The 17,351-nt window shown below is 59.8% G+C and carries 13 protein-coding genes, 2 tRNA genes and 1 pseudogene; 7 read left to right on the plus strand and 9 right to left on the minus strand.

Annotated features, from left to right (window positions below):
• Window positions 1-10: 10 nt before the first annotated feature.
• The 3 genes from ACR0R4_RS02695 to ACR0R4_RS02705 all read left to right on the plus strand — a co-directional run bounded on the left by ACR0R4_RS02695 (window position 11) and on the right by ACR0R4_RS02705 (window position 2,875).
• Window positions 11-889, plus strand: a complete 879-nt coding sequence (locus ACR0R4_RS02695) for a fumarylacetoacetate hydrolase family protein (RefSeq protein ID WP_433645797.1) — start codon at window positions 11-13, stop codon at window positions 887-889.
• Between the two features lie 26 nt (window positions 890-915).
• Window positions 916-1,584, plus strand: coding sequence for a TetR/AcrR family transcriptional regulator (locus tag ACR0R4_RS02700; protein WP_433645798.1), 669 nt, complete (start codon window positions 916-918; stop codon window positions 1,582-1,584).
• A 139-nt stretch (window positions 1,585-1,723) separates the two neighbouring features.
• Complete coding sequence (locus ACR0R4_RS02705; RefSeq protein WP_433645799.1) at window positions 1,724-2,875, plus strand: zinc-binding dehydrogenase; 1,152 nt, start codon at window positions 1,724-1,726, stop codon at window positions 2,873-2,875.
• Between the two features lie 226 nt (window positions 2,876-3,101).
• On the opposite strand, the gene ACR0R4_RS02710 is transcribed toward ACR0R4_RS02705, so the two are convergent.
• The 4 genes from ACR0R4_RS02710 to ACR0R4_RS02725 form a co-directional block, all read right to left on the minus strand.
• A complete protein-coding gene (locus ACR0R4_RS02710; RefSeq protein WP_433645800.1) occupies window positions 3,102-4,475 on the minus strand; it encodes an NAD-dependent succinate-semialdehyde dehydrogenase in 1,374 nt (457 codons plus the stop codon).
• A 92-nt stretch (window positions 4,476-4,567) separates the two neighbouring features.
• Window positions 4,568-5,377: a mycofactocin-coupled SDR family oxidoreductase gene (locus tag ACR0R4_RS02715; RefSeq protein WP_433645801.1), complete on the minus strand. Its 810-nt coding sequence runs from the start codon at window positions 5,375-5,377 to the stop codon at window positions 4,568-4,570.
• A 71-nt stretch (window positions 5,378-5,448) separates the two neighbouring features.
• A complete protein-coding gene (locus ACR0R4_RS02720) occupies window positions 5,449-6,393 on the minus strand; it encodes a C-terminal binding protein (RefSeq protein WP_433645802.1) in 945 nt (314 codons plus the stop codon).
• A gap of 167 nt (window positions 6,394-6,560) precedes the next feature.
• Window positions 6,561-8,060 carry a CoA-acylating methylmalonate-semialdehyde dehydrogenase gene (locus ACR0R4_RS02725; protein ID WP_433645803.1) on the minus strand — a complete coding sequence of 500 codons (1,500 nt, stop codon included), beginning with the start codon at window positions 8,058-8,060 and terminating at the stop codon, window positions 6,561-6,563.
• Window positions 8,061-8,804: 744 nt separating this feature from the next.
• Between ACR0R4_RS02725 and ACR0R4_RS02730 the strand changes: the two are divergent.
• Window positions 8,805-9,181, plus strand: a pseudogene (locus ACR0R4_RS02730) (transposase); the annotation flags it as partial.
• Between the two features lie 232 nt (window positions 9,182-9,413).
• Here the strand turns inward: ACR0R4_RS02730 and ACR0R4_RS02735 are convergent.
• Complete coding sequence (locus ACR0R4_RS02735) at window positions 9,414-9,860, minus strand: MarR family winged helix-turn-helix transcriptional regulator (protein WP_433645842.1); 447 nt, start codon at window positions 9,858-9,860, stop codon at window positions 9,414-9,416.
• A gap of 874 nt (window positions 9,861-10,734) precedes the next feature.
• Between ACR0R4_RS02735 and ACR0R4_RS02740 the strand changes: the two genes are divergently transcribed.
• From ACR0R4_RS02740 to ACR0R4_RS02750, 3 genes are all read left to right on the plus strand, one after another.
• Window positions 10,735-10,863: a hypothetical protein gene (locus ACR0R4_RS02740; protein ID WP_433645804.1), complete on the plus strand. Its 129-nt coding sequence runs from the start codon at window positions 10,735-10,737 to the stop codon at window positions 10,861-10,863.
• A gap of 308 nt (window positions 10,864-11,171) precedes the next feature.
• A complete protein-coding gene (locus tag ACR0R4_RS02745; protein ID WP_433645805.1) occupies window positions 11,172-12,161 on the plus strand; it encodes a type IV toxin-antitoxin system AbiEi family antitoxin in 990 nt (329 codons plus the stop codon).
• Window positions 12,158-12,979 carry a hypothetical protein gene (locus ACR0R4_RS02750; RefSeq protein ID WP_433645806.1) on the plus strand — a complete coding sequence of 274 codons (822 nt, stop codon included), beginning with the start codon at window positions 12,158-12,160 and terminating at the stop codon, window positions 12,977-12,979. The genes ACR0R4_RS02745 and ACR0R4_RS02750 overlap by 4 nt, the downstream gene beginning before the upstream one ends.
• Window positions 12,980-14,725: 1,746 nt before the next feature.
• Here ACR0R4_RS02750 and ACR0R4_RS02755 read toward each other — a convergent pair.
• The 4 genes from ACR0R4_RS02755 to ACR0R4_RS02770 all read right to left on the minus strand — a co-directional run bounded on the left by ACR0R4_RS02755 (window position 14,726) and on the right by ACR0R4_RS02770 (window position 17,350).
• A tRNA-Ser gene (locus ACR0R4_RS02755) sits at window positions 14,726-14,817 on the minus strand.
• Between the two features lie 103 nt (window positions 14,818-14,920).
• Entirely contained in the window at window positions 14,921-16,216 is a 1,296-nt protein-coding gene (locus tag ACR0R4_RS02760) for an LCP family protein (protein ID WP_433645807.1), read from the minus strand.
• Between the two features lie 130 nt (window positions 16,217-16,346).
• Window positions 16,347-16,434 (minus strand) — tRNA-Ser (locus tag ACR0R4_RS02765).
• Window positions 16,435-16,453: 19 nt separating this feature from the next.
• Window positions 16,454-17,350, minus strand: coding sequence for an HAD family hydrolase (locus ACR0R4_RS02770; RefSeq protein WP_433645808.1), 897 nt, complete (start codon window positions 17,348-17,350; stop codon window positions 16,454-16,456).
• Between the last annotated feature and the right edge of the window lies 1 nt (window position 17,351).

The following is a 17,351-nucleotide window of genomic DNA, read 5'->3' on the forward strand; positions in this document are numbered from 1 at the left end:
AGGGAACAACATGAAGCTCGTCACTTACCGCTCGGGCACGGAAGACCGCGCGGGGGTCGTCTCCAGCGAGGGCGTAGTCTGTGATTTGGAATTCGCTCTCCAGCGTCTCGGTTTGACTGCCACGCGGAACGCGCGAGAGTTCCTGGAACTGTATGGTGGCGATCTTGCTGGGGTCGAGCAGGCGTTGCGTGCAGTCGACACCACACTTCATCGTGTCGGTCTGGTCGACGAGCTTGAACTTCTCAGTCCGATCGCCGACCCCGAGAAGGTGCTGTGTGTCGGCCTCAATTATCTGGATCATGTGGCGGAAACCGAGCGAAACTTACCCAAGTTCCCGGACGTATTCGCGAAGCTTCCACGATCGCTTACCGGGCCTAGGTGTGATATTCCGGCTCGCTCGATCACTGATCAGCTCGACTTTGAAGGTGAGATTGCGATAGTGATCGGGCGTTCAGGCCGGTCCATTCCCGAAGATTCAGCACACGAACACATCGCTGGATTCACGGTACTGAATGACATCACTGCGAGAGATGTCCAGTACCGCGGGACCCAATGGACGCTCGGAAAGTCGCTCGACGCGTCGACTCCCTGCGGCCCGTGCCTCGTGACGACCACTGAGCTCGATGTGGCATCCCCTCTTGAGGTCATCACGAGACTAAATGGAACTGAGATGCAGCGTTCGCATACGGGCTTGCTGATCTTTTCATTTGCACGGATTGTGAGCTACCTTTCGACCTACTGTGAACTTGCGCCGGGAGACATTATAGCCACCGGTACCCCAGCCGGAATCGGTGCGAAACGCGTTCCACCGGTGTGGCTACAGCCGGGTGATGTCATTGAAGTTGAAGTGCAGGACATTGGCGTACTGCGGAATTCCGTGATTGAGTGACTATCTGGGAAGGATAGTTCAACCACATGAAGCAAGAATTCGCCTCAATACCAGAGCCACCGAAGGTTGGTGTTCGGCAGGCCTCCAAGCTGCGACAACGAAATAGAATCGAGGAAGAAGCAGGCAAACTCCTTCTTACCAAGACGTTCGACGAGATCACCACGAAAGAGGTGGCGGCCGCAGCAGGTGTCGGAGAGTCGACACTCTTTCGGTATATCCAGAGCAAGCAAACCCTGCTCACTATGGTGTACGGAGATCGGCTTGATGAAATCCTGACACGAGCTGAGGAGAATGACGCGGAGGCCCGTTTCAACGCTGGCAACAATGTTACGGGAAAGCACTTCACCGAGCGCGCATTGGCGGCCTACCGACTGCGCTGCGATTTCTACCTGCAGAACCCGGTGAACGCTGCTCTGTACTTGAGAGAGGGTTTCTCCCCGGATGCTCCCGATGTTGCACGGCACATCGCTCAGGGGGACCGCAGTATTCGTCTGCTGACATCGATCATTCGCGAGGGACAGGAAAACCGTAGCCTCCGAGAAGACATCGAGGCCGCAATCGTCGCTCAGAACTGTCACGGGGCCTTCATCCACGAGATCGACCGAACCCCGGTTCGACACTTCGACCCCCAGACGATTTGGGAGCGACTCGAACGGAGATTGGTCGCGCAGTTGCGACCGCTGGAGATTACCTAGATCGGTGTGCCGACCGAGGTGCGAATCTTTCGGCAGCTCCGCGACGAATGGAGACCAGTGAGTCTGCGATGGCACGCCATCGCGAATTCATCGCGCATAAGAGGTTGTTCATGAGAGAAATTGAGAGTGAGGATCAGTGATGGACATTGAAGTAAACGGAATCGTACCCGGGCAGACCATGTTGGCTGCAGTGACACGATCGAGTTCGGATCGGAGTTTCACCCTTGAGCGAATTCCGGTGCCGCAGCCGAAGTCAGGCGAAGCATTGCTTCGAGTCAGCGCGTGTGGGGTGTGTCATTCCGATCTTCACGTACTCAAAGGAGAGATCGATTTCCCACGCCCCGCAGTGATGGGGCACGAGCTCAGCGGCGTGGTGGTATCACTGGGGGCTGAAACCGAGGGTTTCGAGCTGGGAGACCGAGTGGTGGGCGGCTTCATCATGCCGTGCACGACGTGTGCCAGGTGCACGCAGGGGCGGGATGACATTTGTGAAGTCTTCTTCACAGAGAACAGGCTCAAGGGAAACCTGCTCGATGGGACTTCTCGTCTGGTAGATGGCGAGGGGAACCGTCTGAACATGTATTCAGCGGCAGGTTTCGCAGAATATGCCGTGATTCCGGTCAGTGCTCTGGCGAAGGTTGACGACCAAGTCGACTTGGTCACGGCCGCAGTGCTGGGCTGTGCGGGAATGACCGGATATGGAGCGGTCGTGCGTGGAGCTGGAGATGTTGCGGGGCTTTCTGCGTGCGTCATCGCGGTCGGTGGCGTGGGCTTAAGTATCACCCAGGTCTTGGCGTCACTTGGCGCTCGTCAGGTGATTGCCGTCGATGTTGACGAGCGAAAGTTGGAACTTGCCGCGCAGCTGGGAGCGACGCATACTATCAACGCTCGCAACGAGACGAACGTGATTGAGGCGGTACAGGCGCTCTCGGGGGGCGGAGTCGACGTCGCGTTTGACGCGCTCGGGAGTCCCCTCACGCTCGGGCAGGCAATGCGGGTATTGGGCGAAGGTGGCCGCGGTGTAGCGGTTGGCCTGTCGGCTTCAGATTCTGAAGTTTCTGTCCCGATCAATGGCTTGGTGCGTCGCGGACAGTCGATGCAAGGTTCCTACGGTGGACGAACACGAGTCGACCTGCCAGCAGTGGTGAGTCTTGCCGCAGAGGGAGCGCTGTCGGTGGAGAAGCTCGTGACGAACCGCTACTCGCTGGATCACATCAACGAGGCGTATAAAGACCTCGCTGACGGAAAGATTTTGGGTCGCGGCGTCGTTGTATTCGATGAGGTCGCATAGCGCTATTTCAGAGGTGTTGACGTCTCGAAGCGGAGGTCGACCGGCAACGTGTGAACGCACACTCAGCGATGGTCTTGGCCGGCAATTCGCCAGCCAAGACCATCGCTGTTGTGACGGAAAATTACACGCAACAAGCTCAATCTCTCATGAACAAGCCCCCGTCGGTGAACCTGATTGCTCAGTCCACCGACGGGGGCGACATCACGCACGAGCGTGCGCTGGCTGCCTATTGCGCGTATCGCAGCAGCTTCTTATTCGCGAATTCCTCGAGGCCGAAGCGTCCGAGCTCGCGACCAAAACCCGAGTCCTTCACGCCGCCGAAGGGAAGCCCAGGCTGACTACGAAGGGTGGTGTTGAGCCCCACCATTCCTGTGTCGAGGGCATTTGCGATTCGTTCGGCTTTCTCGGGGTCAGAAGAGAATACGACAGCGCCGAGGCCAAACGGCGTATCGTTTGCGAGGGCGATCGCCTCGTCCTCCGAACTCACCCGATAGAGCACAGCAACCGGTCCGAAGAGTTCCTCGCGGTACGCCCGCATCTCAGGCGTGACACCGGTGAGAACCGTAGCCGGATAGTACGATCCGGGCCCTTCCGGAACGCTGCCGCCCGCGTGTACCCGCGCCCCCTTGGAGACAGCATCGTCGACCTGGCTCGCAACATCGAAGCGAACAGCCTCAGAGGAGAGCGGGCCAAGTTTCGTTGATTCTTCGAGTGGATCGCCGGTGCTCCACTTCTGCGTCTCCGAGAGGAACTTCTCGAGAAACTCATCCCAGACATCGGCGTGCACGATCATTCGTTTGGCAGACGTGCACGCCTGACCGGCGTTATTGAAACGACCGCTTGAGGCGAATTCAACTGCGCTATCGATATCTGCGTCGGGCAGCACGATGAACGGGTCTGAGCCACCAAGTTCGAGCACACACTTCTTGAGGTGCTGTGCCGCGCTGAGCGCTACCGAACGCCCCGCCTCCTCGGACCCTGTGAGGGAGACCGCGCGAACTCGGGGGTCTGCGATGAACTCGTTGATGTCTGGACCGCTGACGAGGAGATTCTCATACACACCTTCGGGGGCACCCGCTTCAGCGATGATTCGGGCAATCTCGATCGACGTAGCTGCGCAGGAGCGTGCATGCTTCAAGAGTATGGTGTTGCCGAGCAATAGGTTCGGGGCAACGAAGCGGGCTACTTGGTAGTACGGAAAGTTCCACGGCATCACACCGAGAACAGGGCCCAGGGGCGCGGAACGCACCAGAGCCCGCCCACCCTCGACATGTTCGAGGTGCTCATCCTGAAGAAATTCGGGTCCATGATCCGCATAGAAATCAAAAATCTTTGCGAGCTGCTCTACTTCTGCGCGGCCCTGCGAGATGGGTTTCCCCATCTCGTTCGCTGCAAGTACTGCAAGCTGATCGACACGTTCGCGATGCAGGCGTGCGATCTCACGCAAGACTCTGGCGCGCTCCTCGAGAGTCGCGCGTGACCAGCTCTCGAATGCAGCAGCAGAGCGATCAACGCTCGCCGCGCGTTCATCTTTCGTCATGGTGTGATAGTTAGAAAGTTCAGCCCCATCGCGGGGGCTCGTGGTTGCAAAGGTACTCATTCGTTCATCCTTTTTGAGGGCCAGCGACAGATTTCAGCCGCACGCGATTCTCGAGTCGGAGGCCGCAGTGCGGCGCACGGTGTGGCGCCTGATTAGGCCTTGTTCACACAACCCGCGTCGACAGGCAACGTCACCCCTGTGACGTACCGAGCATGATCTGACACCAGCCATGCGATCGCATTCGAAATGTCGATCTCTTCGATCAGTCCGACTGGCAGTGCGTTCGTGAGTGTGTTGTCGCCCGCCGCAGCCAACCACTCTTGAGCGGCAGGACCCGCGACCATCGGCGTACCGATTCCGGTTGGGTGGACAGTGTTCACCCGGATATTATGCGGAGCGAGATAGTTGGCGTATGCGCGCATGAGGCCAACGAGCCCGTGTTTGCTTGCGGTGTACGCAAGCCCGCCTGGGGTGTTGCCGCCAATGCCAATGAGCCCAGCGGTCGAGCTCGTGAGAACGATCGAGCCACCACGACCTTGCTCAATCATTTGGGGTACCGCGATGTCGACGGTGTGGTAAACGCCGGTCAAGTTGATATTGAGAACGTCATACCAATCACTCGCGTGAGGATTGAGCGTGAGCGTTGCCACACCTGCATTTGCGAGAACGATATCCACGCCACCTAGTTCCTCGGAGCCAGCAAGGAACGCGGCCTCCAACGACTCACGGTCGCGTACGTCTGCTTTGAACGTCCGGATCTGTCGATCGTGTGCTTCGACCTGCAGAACCGTTTCTTGCAAGTCGTCTTCGGTGCCCATGGAATAGGGCATGTTAGCGATGTCCTCACAAATATCTACGGCAATGATATCGGCGCCTTCTTGCGCGAGCCGGACTGCGTGAGATCGGCCTTGACCTCGCGCCGCACCGGTGATGAAAGCGACCTTGCCTTCGAGATTTCCCATGATGACTCCTCCTATTGTTTTCCGAATTTGAGCGATTCAGGTGTGAATGCCCGAGTCTTCCGCTGGCCTCACTACACGAGGTCGGCGATGGTGGCTCCAGTGAGCGCCTGTCGCGCCCGCAACACGGCGGCCTCCTGGAGTGCGCCAAGTGCCCGCTGAGATCTCCAGGCAATGTGCGGGGTCAAGATGGTCGCTGGCGTCTCGCGAAGCGGGTGGTCAGTGGGAAGCGGCTCTGACGAGAAAACGTCAAGACCGGCTCCTCCGATTCGCCCCGTGCGAAGGGCCTCACTGAGGCTGACTTCGTCAATGAGCGCGCCTCGCGACACATTCACGACGACGGCTGTCGACCGTATCTGGCTCAGTCGTTTCGCGCCCAAGAAATGGGAGTTCTCCGTGGAGGCAGGCACATGCAGGGAGAGCACGTCGGATTTGGTGATGATGTCGTCGAGATCTGCTGAGAACTCACAATCGACATAGGGGTCGTATCCGCGAACTCTCGCACCGAGCGCGGCGTACAAGCGTGCAACCTTCATGCCGATACGGCCCAGTCCCACGATGCCGACTTCGAGCTCCTCAAGGGCAGGCGCGTCCATTAACAGGTTTCCTGCCCAGCCCCCCGACCGAACTGTCGCGTCGGCGACGGGAAGCTGCCGAACCAGAGCTAACCCGAGGGTCAGCGCATGAAATGCGACCTCTTGCGTCGAGGCATCAGGCACGATTGAGACGGGAACTCCAAATTCCTTTGCGGCTCCAATATCAATGTTGTCGTATCCGATTCCATATCGAATAACGCCCCGACACTGACTCATTAGGGAGAAATCCTCTGCGCGGACGGATGCGTAGGGCGTCAACATCACGATGGTTGCTTCGGGCAGGTGCCGCTGAAAATCTTCGACCGAGGTTGCGACGCGGAGTTCGGCATTCAACTCTGCAGCCAATCTCTCTTCGCGATCGAGGTGGGGGAATTGGTGCGGGGCAACGAGGATGATGGGAGCTTGATACTGTGATGGTTGCAAGGTGTTTCCTTGGATAGCAGTGCTGTCGGAAGGCTCAGTTCGTGCGATGCGTTCCAGTCAGGGTATGTATGTGGTGGACCAGGGGAGTCGCGTCCCGCGACCAGGAGTGGCTGCCGATCTCGTCATGCCTCGTAAACCGCCATCTCTGGTCGGGGAGCGACGGAGGGCTACTCTTCTCTTCGGAAGGACATGCTGGCGGCGTAGAGACCCGACTCCGACGGCCAACGGGAGGTGATTGCCTTGAGTCGGGTGTAGAACTTGACGCCCTCGGGGCCGTGGATGTGGGTGTCCCCGAGCAGTGAGGCCTTCCAGCCGCCGAATGAGTAGTAGGCAACCGGCGTAGGAATCGGGACGTTGATGCCCACCATGCCAGCTTGCACATCGAGTGAGAATCGTCGTGCGACACCGCCGTCGTTGGTGAAGATTGCTGAACCGTTGCCGAATGGGGAAGCATTCACCAGGGCGATAGCGTCCTCATAGGTATCGGCGTGCACAATGGTGAGCACAGGCCCGAACACCTCCTCGCAGTAGACCCTGCATTCAAGGGGCACTTCGTCAAGGATCGTCGGTCCGAGCCAAAAGCCATCCGGGTACCCCTCAACGCTGAAGTTGCGACCGTCGAACACGACGGAAGCGCCTGCTCGTTCGGCCTCCGTGATCCACTCGCTAATTCGTTGCTGGTTCTGGCGTGTGATCACCGGCCCCATGTTGACCCCGGCATCGAGCCCATAGCCCACCGTGATCTTCTCCGCGTGAAGCTTGACCATCTCGGCCAGCTTCGGGCCGATGCCACCAACAGCAACAACCACAGGCAGCGCCATACACCGTTCGCCCGCTGCGCCGAATGCTGCCGCGGAGATATGCCCGGCGGCGAAGTTGAGGTCTGCGTCGGGCATGACAATCGCGTGGTTGTTTGCTCCGCCAAGCGCTTGAACGCGCTTTCCGGTGGCGGTTGCGCGCTCCATGACGATCTCAGCAACTGGTGTGGATCCAACGAAGGAGATTGCGTCGATTCCCGGGTGTTCCAGGATTTCGGTGACCAGGTTTCTCGTGCCCGACAGGACGTTGAACACCCCAGCCGGCAGGCCGGCCTGAGCATACAGCTCTGCGATCATGAGCGATGCGGTGGGTGTGGAACTCGCTGGCTTCAGAATGAATGCGTTTCCCGTGGCGATTGCGACGGGATGCATCCACATGGGCACCATCACCGGGAAGTTGAAGGGGCAGATGCCAGCCACGACACCGACCGGCTGTCGAATGCTGTGGATGTCGACATTGCTCGACGTGTCGAAGGAGTGCTCGCCCTTCAGTGCTGCGTTGATTCCGCAGGCAAAGTCTAAGGTTTCTCGACCTCGTTGGATCTCACCAATCGCGTCGTTGTAGTCCTTGCCATGCTCGGCGACGATCGCTTTGGCGAGGGCGTCCTGGCTCTCCAGAACCAGGCTGCGCATCTTGAACATGATTTCCGTGCGCTTAGCTAAGGAAACCTTCTGCCATGCGAGCTGCGCCCGTCTCGCAATAGCAACGGTATGGTCCAGATCTGCCTGGCTGGCCGCAAGAAGCTCGCCCACCACCTGTCCGGTAGCAGGGTTCTCGACGGGGATGCTGTCTTCCGGAGAACCTGAGTACGGTGCTCCGTCCACCCAATGCGTAATGATCTGGGTCATGGGTTTCCTTTCTTTCGGGGCGGCACTGCGCTGAGGAGCGCCGATGACGCGCGGGTAACTCTGGCACCCTTTTCGCGATGCTTTAACGTCGCCAGAAAAGTACGAGAATGATGAGAGTGTACTATTGAAATTGTCAGATTGTCCACGAAGTAATTTCACAGCGGCTTCCAGGGACTCAAGTCCGACAACATCCTTTTGTTTATTTGATATATCGGAATCATATTTCATGCTGCGCCACATGCCTTACCGAACACTACCCTCGCGCATCGAGGTGATGTTGATTAGAAATCGGTAGTGAACATTCATTTTTTACTCAAACTCGAGTTGTGATCGGGCTGCACACACTCAACTGCGAGAGGGGGCGGCTTCGGAAAAGACGTTGACACTAGAGTCCGCGTGATTGCCTCGCGTGATGTCGGCGGGTCGCTACCGCAACCAGAATCGTTACGTGTAGAGCGCAGACCTCTCGGAGGTGAACCACGGCAGCCTCGACATAGATGTGAGTGACCAAATCTTTGTGGGCGGAATGACATCGAATTTGAGCCAGGCAAGCGGCTCAATCTCAGCCATGTGTACACCCGCAAAACGTGAACGGCACGGCGCATCTTCCGGAACATCGGCAAAACGCGGTTGTCACGCGCCCGGCGCAAGAAGCAGGCCCCCCATCCGCATGATTTCAGCAATCTGGGAGGTGAATCGCTCCAGGTTTGGTGCCGCATCTTTTCGAGTTGAAAGGATGGCATCATGCCAAAGAAAATCGATCCCGCGCTCCGCGAGCGTGCCGTCAGGCTCGTGCGTTAGCATCGCAGCGAGTACCTTTCAAGTGCGCAGGCCATCGTCGCGGTCGCACATCAGGAAGGCGTCGGTGCCGAAACGCTGCGGCGTTGGGTGCGGCAAGCCAACATCGATGCCGGTGAACCAGGAGGCCGCACCAGCAAAGAGCATGCCGAAATTAAGCGGTTGAAGGCGGAAAACAAACACCTTCGGGAAGATATCGCGATGCTGGAAGCAGCGACGACATTCTTAGCGGATAGGCCAGGCCCCCGCACCCGGTGATCGTGGGATTCATTGCTCAGATGCACACTCAGGGGCATGCAGTCGAGTCGGTCATTCGCGTCCTGTAGGAGCAGGGCGTGGAGATTGCTGCAGGCGATCCCCGTGCTGCCTGATGGGTCGCGACTGTGCATTTCGCTCTACGCGGGGTGGGATCCTACCCATTACGCAGCGAGCATCATCGAACGCTGGGTTGACGATTACCAGTCCTGGCTCCCGACTGTCACAGGCACCTAAACGGCCGAAGCTCTCCGGTGATGCCGCGCCGAGTGCCAGGCGCCTCGATCACGAGGAGCGCGCTCAGCCAGATTTCCCGACTGCTGCGATCACCGTCGCAAGCTCGTCGCGAAGTGCCATGAGTCGCTCCACAGGTAGGCCGAGCCGCGCGATAACGGCGGGGGGCACGGAAAGCGCCTGCTCGCGTAGAGCCCCACCGACCTCGGTCAGCACCAGAGCAAACGTGCGCTCATCACCGTCAATCGGCACCCGCTCGATGAGGCCACGCTGTTCGAGTCGTTTCACGATCGGAGACAGCGTAGCCGGATCGAGCCAAAGCATTTCCGCAAGTTCTCCGAAGCGCAGTGGGCTATCGCCCCAAAGCGCCAACATGACGAGGTACTGAGGATGGGTAAGACCGAGCGGTTCAAGGATCGGCCGATAGATCCCGATGACACCTCTGCTGGCTGCGGCAAGGGCAAAACAGACTTGCCGGTCTAGTTCGAGCGCGTCTTCCGGGGCATCGTCCATAGTCATGATCCTAACCCGTTCGTGCCCTAATGAAATCTGCTACTGTTTTGTTTGTGCGCAAACGAAAAAGACAGCTGTGGCATTCCACACCTTGGGATGGGCAACCAGGGTTTTGGGCCGCCTGGAGACGGTTGTTCTACCAGTTCGAAGGAACGGCACAACTCGGCGATCCGAACGAGCCAGCCTACGTACCAGCCGCCAATCCGACGTGCCCGGTGTGCGCTACCTCCATGAAAGACCACCGGATTGACCGCGGTGGTCCAGGAAAGCCGACCCATTTGAAGTGCCCTCGCTGAAGCGCTGAAGGCGAGAAGATCGTGCAGGCGTGTCTCGGTGTTCGCGCCTCACAAACCGCGTGTCGCCTCCTTTCAACCATTAGGTTCAGAATTGAGGGCACTCAAGAGAATGGAAACGCGAGGTCTGCCTCATCTCCAAACTTGCACACACATGTCCACCCCCACGTGCCCAGACACTCCCGATTCTTGGCCGCGAAAGGCCAGAATCTGTTGTCGCACGGCCCGTGGAATAACACATTCTGGCCCCTCAGCCTCGGTCGCGGCGTGGAAGGATCTGGCTACGCCACGGGTAGGTGGGCAGAGGCTGACACGCCCAACGCTACCTACTCTTTTGGCCGGTAACCCCCAACTCCCGAACGCCTCGATACCCCGGGTTGTCACGCCCCCAGCGCAAGAAGTAAGAAACCCCCCCAGATCCGCATGATTTCAGCGATTTCGGGGGGGGGTGTTCTGTGGCGGAGACGGGGGTGTCCGAATTCACCACATCGTTGACAAGCTCCCCAGCCGATCTGCTCCATGATCGTTGGCACATGAGTCGCGACATCGATGACAACCCCCCATGCCGTGATCGTTGACCGATGAGTCGCGACATCATCGCTGGCGACCAACGGCGCTCGGCTCATGGCAAGGGGGTACGCGCAGTCCTCCATGCCGCCTTCACGCTGGCGCTCGCCCAGTATTGCTTTGATTGGGGTCGAGGCGCGTAGCGACCACTACGGAGCCGCTTGCAGGATATGCGCCAGTGAGTGCCGATTGGAGTGCGAGGCATTGCCTCAGATGCACCCACTTCTGCTGTGCTACGGGCGTGCGGAAGTGCTGGATGGATGAGGGCTCTTGTGGTGATGCGTTGCATTAGTTCAGCCTGGATATACTCACCAGGCTGAACTGGGGATGCGTTCCGAAAACCCCTCGAGCAGGATCGGCGCTTGTACACCACTACCACCACCACACTGTTCATTCTTACGGCTTTTTCATTTAGAATGAACATGAGGCTAAATCGAACGGAAGGTGCGTGATGGACGAGCAGCTCGCACGAGAACTGGCGGAGCGGTTCGACGAGTTCGGACTGAGGTTCCTGGAACCGATCGATCTCACCGAAATCTCCCCCCGGGAGACGGTGCCAGTTACGCTCTCCCACGAGCAAGGGCGTGCAGCCTATCGCGTGGGGTATGCCGACACACTCATCGTCTCCTCACTGGACTGGGCGAAGCCCCATTTCCTGGGGAACGAGCGTTTGCTGCTGCTGGGTCCTCGAGTGACGGAGCGGAGCGCGGAGATGTTCCGGCAGTTGGGCATCAACTACCTCGACGCTGCAGGCAACGCGTTCATCACGTTCGACGGCGTTCGCATCGACGTGCGAGGCAGGCGCCCGCAGGCGCCCGTCCTTGCAGGCCTGCCGCGGTTGACTCGTGGAGGGGTGAACCTGTTCAGCGCGAAGCGCTCGCAAGTGATCTTCGCGATCCTGTCTTGGCCCGAACTCCTCGAGAGCCCGATCCGCGAGATCGCGAGAACGGCAGGGGTGTCACTCGGGCAGGCGCAGGAGACCCTGGAGTTGCTCACGCAGTACGGGTTCTTGGATGATCGCCGTCAGCTTGTACGGTCACAGCGGGATCGTCTGATCGATCAGTGGGCGACAGCCTTCCCGACGAGCCTCGGGGTGGAAGCGAAGACCGGACGCTTCTCCGGCCAGTGGCAGGGCTTCGAGCCGGGCGGGACAATGGTATTTGTGAGCGGTGAGGCTGCGGTACCGGGCCTGCTGCGGCCTGAGACCGTGGTGCTGTACACGGACGAGTTCCCGACGGAGCTGATCCGCGCGAATCGGTGGCGCAGGAACGAGGCGCAGCCGAACATCTTCCTCCGACGCCAGTTCTGGCAGTCACCCGATGCACCCACCGGACCCGGGGTCCATGAAGCGCCGTGGCTGCTGGTCTACGCCGACTTGCTCGCATCGAACGACAGCCGCCAGCGCGACGCGGCCGAGCAGTTCCGGGAGCAGCAACGATGATCGATCTGGAGCGTGTCGACGCGCGCATCTACGACGTGATCACCCCGGTCGTAGAGGAGCTAACCGCGAAGGTCGGCGTGGATCCAGACAGCATCCTCCTGGTGGGTGCCGGGTGCCGCGATGTCTTGCACGCGGCTTTCGGACACACGTTCCCAGCCCGAGCGACCACGGACACCGACCTCGGGATCGCGGTGAGCGACTGGACGATCTCAGAACGGATCGAGGCATGCTTCTCCCGGATCGGCAGCAACGGGATCCGGTACCGGATCGCGGGCATCGCAGTGGACATCATGCCGTTCGGCGAGGTCGAGGATCCCGATGGCATCAGCAGCCCTGCCCCGCGCGGGGAAGAACTGGTGGTGTTCGGGTTCCGAGACGTCTACGAACGCGCGCTCCCGCTGGCCTTGCCGAATGGGCAGACCATCCGGCTGCCGCAGCCGGCAGGGTACGTCGCTTTGAAGATGCGGTCCTGGATCGATCGCTCCGTCTATTACGGGTATGACAAGGACGCGAAAGACCTCGCCCTCGCAGCGTTCTGGTACCAGGAGGCACCTGAAATTCAAGATCGCGTCTACGACACCGACGCCGGGTTCGAGGTGCTCACCTACTTGGAGATGGACGCCGAGGTTGCCGCGGTCCGGCTGCTCGGCCTGGATGTGGCAGCGCAGCTGTCACCAGCCAACCGTGACGACCTCGCACGGCGCTGGAAGGAGCAGGATCTTGACGTGCTCGCCCGCGATTTCGTCCTCCCGGCTGGCGGGCCCTATGCGCCAGACCTCGCACGACGCCGAGCCTACGTCGCTCAACTGCTCAGGTGAATTGGCACACTATCGAGGTGCTCAGTACGGGAATGTGCTCGCCTAGTTCGAACGACTAACCGCTTACGAAATCTGGGCAGACTCTGATGCTGCGAGCTGTGCGAGGTTGCGCAGCTCGTTGTAGGTGTACTCTCCTGCTGCTGCATGTTAGGAGACTGTCGGAGATGCAACCTCATTCGCCAACACGCGACCTTCCTAACTCCTGACACATCAGGGGTATCTGTAGGCAGCTAGGAGGACAAGGGTACATGCGGAGACCTGAGAATCCTAAAGATCTCTTCGCGGTACATGCACAACCAGTTCTGCGAAAGTCACCGATCTTCCACGAGTCGCGTAAAGCCAATTCCTGCTCTAACAACCCATTCGGCAGTTTCCGGTTCAAGCCCCCAAGGTGCTGTCCGAAGCGATGTCCGAAAATGCCGGCGATCTGCTACCTCAGGAGGTTCAGGATACAGCCTGTCCCACCTGTCAGATGCAGTTCTCCAGTGATCGTCACCTGCATCATCCAGGGCGACGATAAAGCGGTCGACAAGCTGAGGCCATCGTGGATGCCCCCACCATTGGGAAGCCTGAAATGCGCCTTGCGTCGCAAGAAGTAGCAATGCACCTGCGGCTCCTTTCTGCTCAGCGAGGTGCAGTATCCCACCCAAGGTGCTGTCAACATGCGACTGCAGTTCATGGAGTTCCGGTCCAGCAATGGCGCTCAACGTTACGTTGCCCGGGAGAACTCGGTTGGGGCGCACCAACCATCGGTACCAGCGGATGGCGAGAGATTCGAAGTCCTCATATGAGACAGACTGTGGTGCGAAGCTAGCCAGGCCTTCAGATGGCGACGTTTCTCGTCGCCATCGATCAGTGATTCCTCTTATTCGCCATGTCGTATACGAGTTGATCCGCAGCATATCCCCGTCGCTCAGCGGACCAGAGCCTGCGTGCAGGTCTTCAACCGGACCGTTACGCCACGCAAGCAATACAACCCCGAGATCGGCAAGCTTTAATACCTGATGTAACGATGCAGAATCAGTTCCGAGCTGGTCTTGAAGCCGATCTCGGGTTGCAACGAGGTCAAATTCTATAGCCTCATCGGACACCAATCTCACCCATTCAGAAGTCGTATCGACAAGCTTGTTGAGACCAAGATACATCGTATCCACAAAGTGAAGCGCCCTGGAGAGTTGGCAAAGATATCGTCCCCGACGCTGGTGCTTGGTGCGGGTGAAAGCACGACTGAATGCAGTGTTCACTGACCCACGTCATGCGGATGTGTGGTGGACATGGCGCGTGTATCAGCAGGTTTTAGCCGCGTACCGAGAGAAGCATGCGGGTCTCGGGCGGAAGCGGTTGCTGGAGTTCATCGGCACGGTGAGAGCGACCACGCCAGCCTGGTTCACCGAGCTTCGGAAGCTTGCGTACACGCTCGACTGTCGCCGGTCTGACATCCTCGCCCGATCCCTGGCCGCGAAAGGCCAAAATCTGTTATCGCACGACCCGTGGAAGAACACATTCTGGCCCCTCAGCGCCGGTCGCGGCATAGAGGGATCTGGCTACGCCACGGGTAGGTGGGTAGAGGCTGACACGCCCAACGCTACCTACTCTTTTGGCCGGCAACTATTTCTGTCCTATAAACCGCAACCCCCAACTCCCACACCCAAACGCCTCAATAACCCGGGTTGTCCCGCCCCCAGCGCAAGAAGTAAGAAACCCCCCGAGATTTGCATGATTTCAGCGATTTCGGGGGGTGTTCTCTGGCGGAGACGGGGGGATTTGAACCCCCGGTGGAGTTTAACCCCCACCCTTCATTAGCAGTGAAGTCCGTTCGGCCGCTCCGGCACGTCTCCGAGAACTATCCTATGCCACCCCAAGGCCTCACCGGAAATTGACTCCCTGCAGACCGAAATGGCCCGCAGCGCGGGGCAAGATACGGAGAGCGCCCGAAACCGGTTAATACTGCGTGCGCCCCTGGGAACAGGTCTCTGTCGCCGCGCTCTGACCGGTGATGTTCTGTGGCAAGACGACCGGCCCGGTCTCCACTGCGGTTCCATCAGCCGGCGGGGTCGTTCCATCGGTCGGTGCCGCGGGGTCCGTGACCTCACCCGGTACCCCGGCACCATCAGAGGGTGCTGCGTCGACTGCACCTTCCGGATCAACGGTGGCGACCCCCTCGCCCATGCTGCCGACCTCGAACGGCTGCCCGGCAAGGAGAATCTCAATCAGCGTGTCAGCCGAAGGATAATCAGGTGTCAGTCGCCCCTCTTGATACGGGTGGCTGAAGCTCGGGTACTGCACGAAGTTGATCCGCTCGAGATCAATGTCGGCAACGGTACCCGCGAGGGCCTGCATGAACTGTACCGTCGCCATGTTGCTCGACAGGGTCATATTCTCGACCCCGGCCTTCGCGAGGCCATACACCTTGACAGGGTTCGTCAGGGTGTCGGCGCTGCGCATCTCGCGCACGAGCGACGACATGAAGATCTGCTGGTTGCTGATGCGGCTCACGTCACTGCCGTTTCCGACGCCGTGCCGGGTGCGCAGGTAAGCGAGCGCGTCATACCCCTGCAGCGTCACGTCGCCAGCAGGGAGATACAGCCCCGTGTAATCATCGCTAATCGGCTCGATGAGGCACACCTCAACCCCGCCAATTGCGTTCGACACGGCGATCACGCCATCGAAGGTCACGAGTCCGGCATAGGGAACCGGCATGCCGGTGAGTTTCTCAATAGTGAGAGCGACACACGGCAGGCCGCCGTACGACAGTGCCGAGTTCAGCTGCTGCTCGCTCATCGCTGCGTAGTAGTTCGGCTCGCCATTGGGCCCTGGGCAGCTCGGAATCGGCACCATGAGGTCTCGCGGAAAGCTCACCACGGTGGCGTTCTGGTGATCGGCGGAGACGTGCAGCAGGAGGTTCACATCATTAAGCTCGCCCTCCTCACCGTCGTCAAGTGACTGCCCCGCGCGTGAGTCCGATCCGACAAGCAGTACCGTCAACGCTCCGTCAAGAGACTGCACGCCAGCTCCCACCGCTTCTGGGTCTTCGGCGGGTGCAACGAGGTCGACCGTTTGCACGCCCTGCACGAGCCCCCACACCGCATACGCGGCGACGGAAACGCCACTGAGCGCCACAACAATGACGGCTGTCAGCAGCACCTTGGCAGCATTGGCCCAGGAGTTCGACCGACGCAGCACGCCATGCCGCACACTCGTGGGCGATCCCTCCGCCCGGCGCTTCGCCTGCCCCATGTCGTGCCCTTCGCTCCCGTGTCTCCGCGCGAGTGGATCCGCGCAAGTTTCGACTGTAGCGCGTTCCTCTGTGCGACTGCTGGATCAGTAGCACGCAGAAAGGGCCCCGCGCACGCGAGGCCCTTTCAGATGGCGGAGGGTAGGAGATTCGAACTCCTGAGGCGTTTCCGCCCACTTGTTTTCAAGACAAGCTCCTTCGGCCGCTCGGACAACCCTCCGAGGAAGAGCTTACTGGAATCAGCGGGCGAGTATGTCAGCGAAGCGATCTCTGAGCGCCGAAAGCAGCCCCTGCTCGTCAATCGTGCCCGTGACACGGGTCGCCGCCGCCTGCACTTCGGGCGCCGACTGCCCCATCGCTACGGAGTCACCAAACCGACCAGCCCAACGCAGCATGTCGAGATCGTTGTGCCCGTCACCCGCGGCGAAAATGCGCGCGTCATCGATATTCATCCGTCCGGCGATGGTCTCCAGCGCGCTGGCCTTGGTCACCCCGTGCGGGGCGATATCGAGCCACGCGGTACGCCCGACGGCGTAGGTGACACTAGTCAGACCCATCGTTTCGACGACCTGCAAGAACTCCTCGAGCCGGTAGTCGGGTGACACCACCACGACACGCGATGCCTGCACTCCGAGCAGCTCGTCAAACGACACCCGACGCTGCGCCGATGGCAAGGTACCGCTCGGAATCTCGTCGGTGTACAGGAACCCGCCGTCGGCGAGTTCCACCGCATAGTGCGCCTTCACGAGATGCGTGCGGATCCGCAGCAGCGCCTCGGTCGGGTCAAAGGCCTCCACGTACTCACGACGGTAGGCCCGAGTCGCGAGCGGATCACGCTTCAGCGTCACCGCCCCGTTCGCGGCCACCACCCAGTCTGGGCGAATGCGCAGGTGCTCGACCACGGGCAGCGTCGAATCGGTCGATCGCCCGGTCGCGATCACCACCTCGTGACCCACCCGATGCAGGGTGCGGATCGCGTCAGCGAGCTCCTGGTCGATGTGCCCGCCCTCGTTATCAGCCCCGTGCGCAAGCGCTCCGTGGTTCATGATGGTGCCGTCGATGTCGAGCGCGATGAGGTGTTTCTCGTCGGGCCGAACGGTCGTCACCGAACTGGCGTCAGTCGCTGAACCGGTCATA

Source organism: Leucobacter fengyongliangi (assembly GCF_050971685.1).
Classification (GTDB): domain Bacteria; phylum Actinomycetota; class Actinomycetes; order Actinomycetales; family Microbacteriaceae; genus Leucobacter.

Bases quoted from the DNA above. Each gene is read 5' to 3' on its own strand.
- ACR0R4_RS02695 (WP_433645797.1), top strand. From the start codon at position 11: ATGAAGCTCGTCACTTACCGCTCGGGCACGGAAGACCGCGCGGGGGTC.
- ACR0R4_RS02700 (WP_433645798.1), top strand. From the start codon at position 916: ATGAAGCAAGAATTCGCCTCAATACCAGAGCCACCGAAGGTTGGTGTT.
- ACR0R4_RS02705 (WP_433645799.1), top strand. From the start codon at position 1,724: ATGGACATTGAAGTAAACGGAATCGTACCCGGGCAGACCATGTTGGCT.
- ACR0R4_RS02710 (WP_433645800.1), bottom strand. From the start codon at position 4,475: ATGAGTACCTTTGCAACCACGAGCCCCCGCGATGGGGCTGAACTTTCT.
- ACR0R4_RS02715 (WP_433645801.1), bottom strand. From the start codon at position 5,377: ATGGGAAATCTCGAAGGCAAGGTCGCTTTCATCACCGGTGCGGCGCGA.
- ACR0R4_RS02725 (WP_433645803.1), bottom strand. From the start codon at position 8,060: ATGACCCAGATCATTACGCATTGGGTGGACGGAGCACCGTACTCAGGT.
- ACR0R4_RS02735 (WP_433645842.1), bottom strand. From the start codon at position 9,860: ATGGACGATGCCCCGGAAGACGCGCTCGAACTAGACCGGCAAGTCTGT.
- ACR0R4_RS02740 (WP_433645804.1), top strand. From the start codon at position 10,735: ATGAGTCGCGACATCATCGCTGGCGACCAACGGCGCTCGGCTCATGGC.
- ACR0R4_RS02745 (WP_433645805.1), top strand. From the start codon at position 11,172: ATGGACGAGCAGCTCGCACGAGAACTGGCGGAGCGGTTCGACGAGTTC.
- ACR0R4_RS02750 (WP_433645806.1), top strand. From the start codon at position 12,158: ATGATCGATCTGGAGCGTGTCGACGCGCGCATCTACGACGTGATCACC.
- ACR0R4_RS02760 (WP_433645807.1), bottom strand. From the start codon at position 16,216: ATGGGGCAGGCGAAGCGCCGGGCGGAGGGATCGCCCACGAGTGTGCGG.
- ACR0R4_RS02770 (WP_433645808.1), bottom strand. From the start codon at position 17,350: ATGACCGGTTCAGCGACTGACGCCAGTTCGGTGACGACCGTTCGGCCC.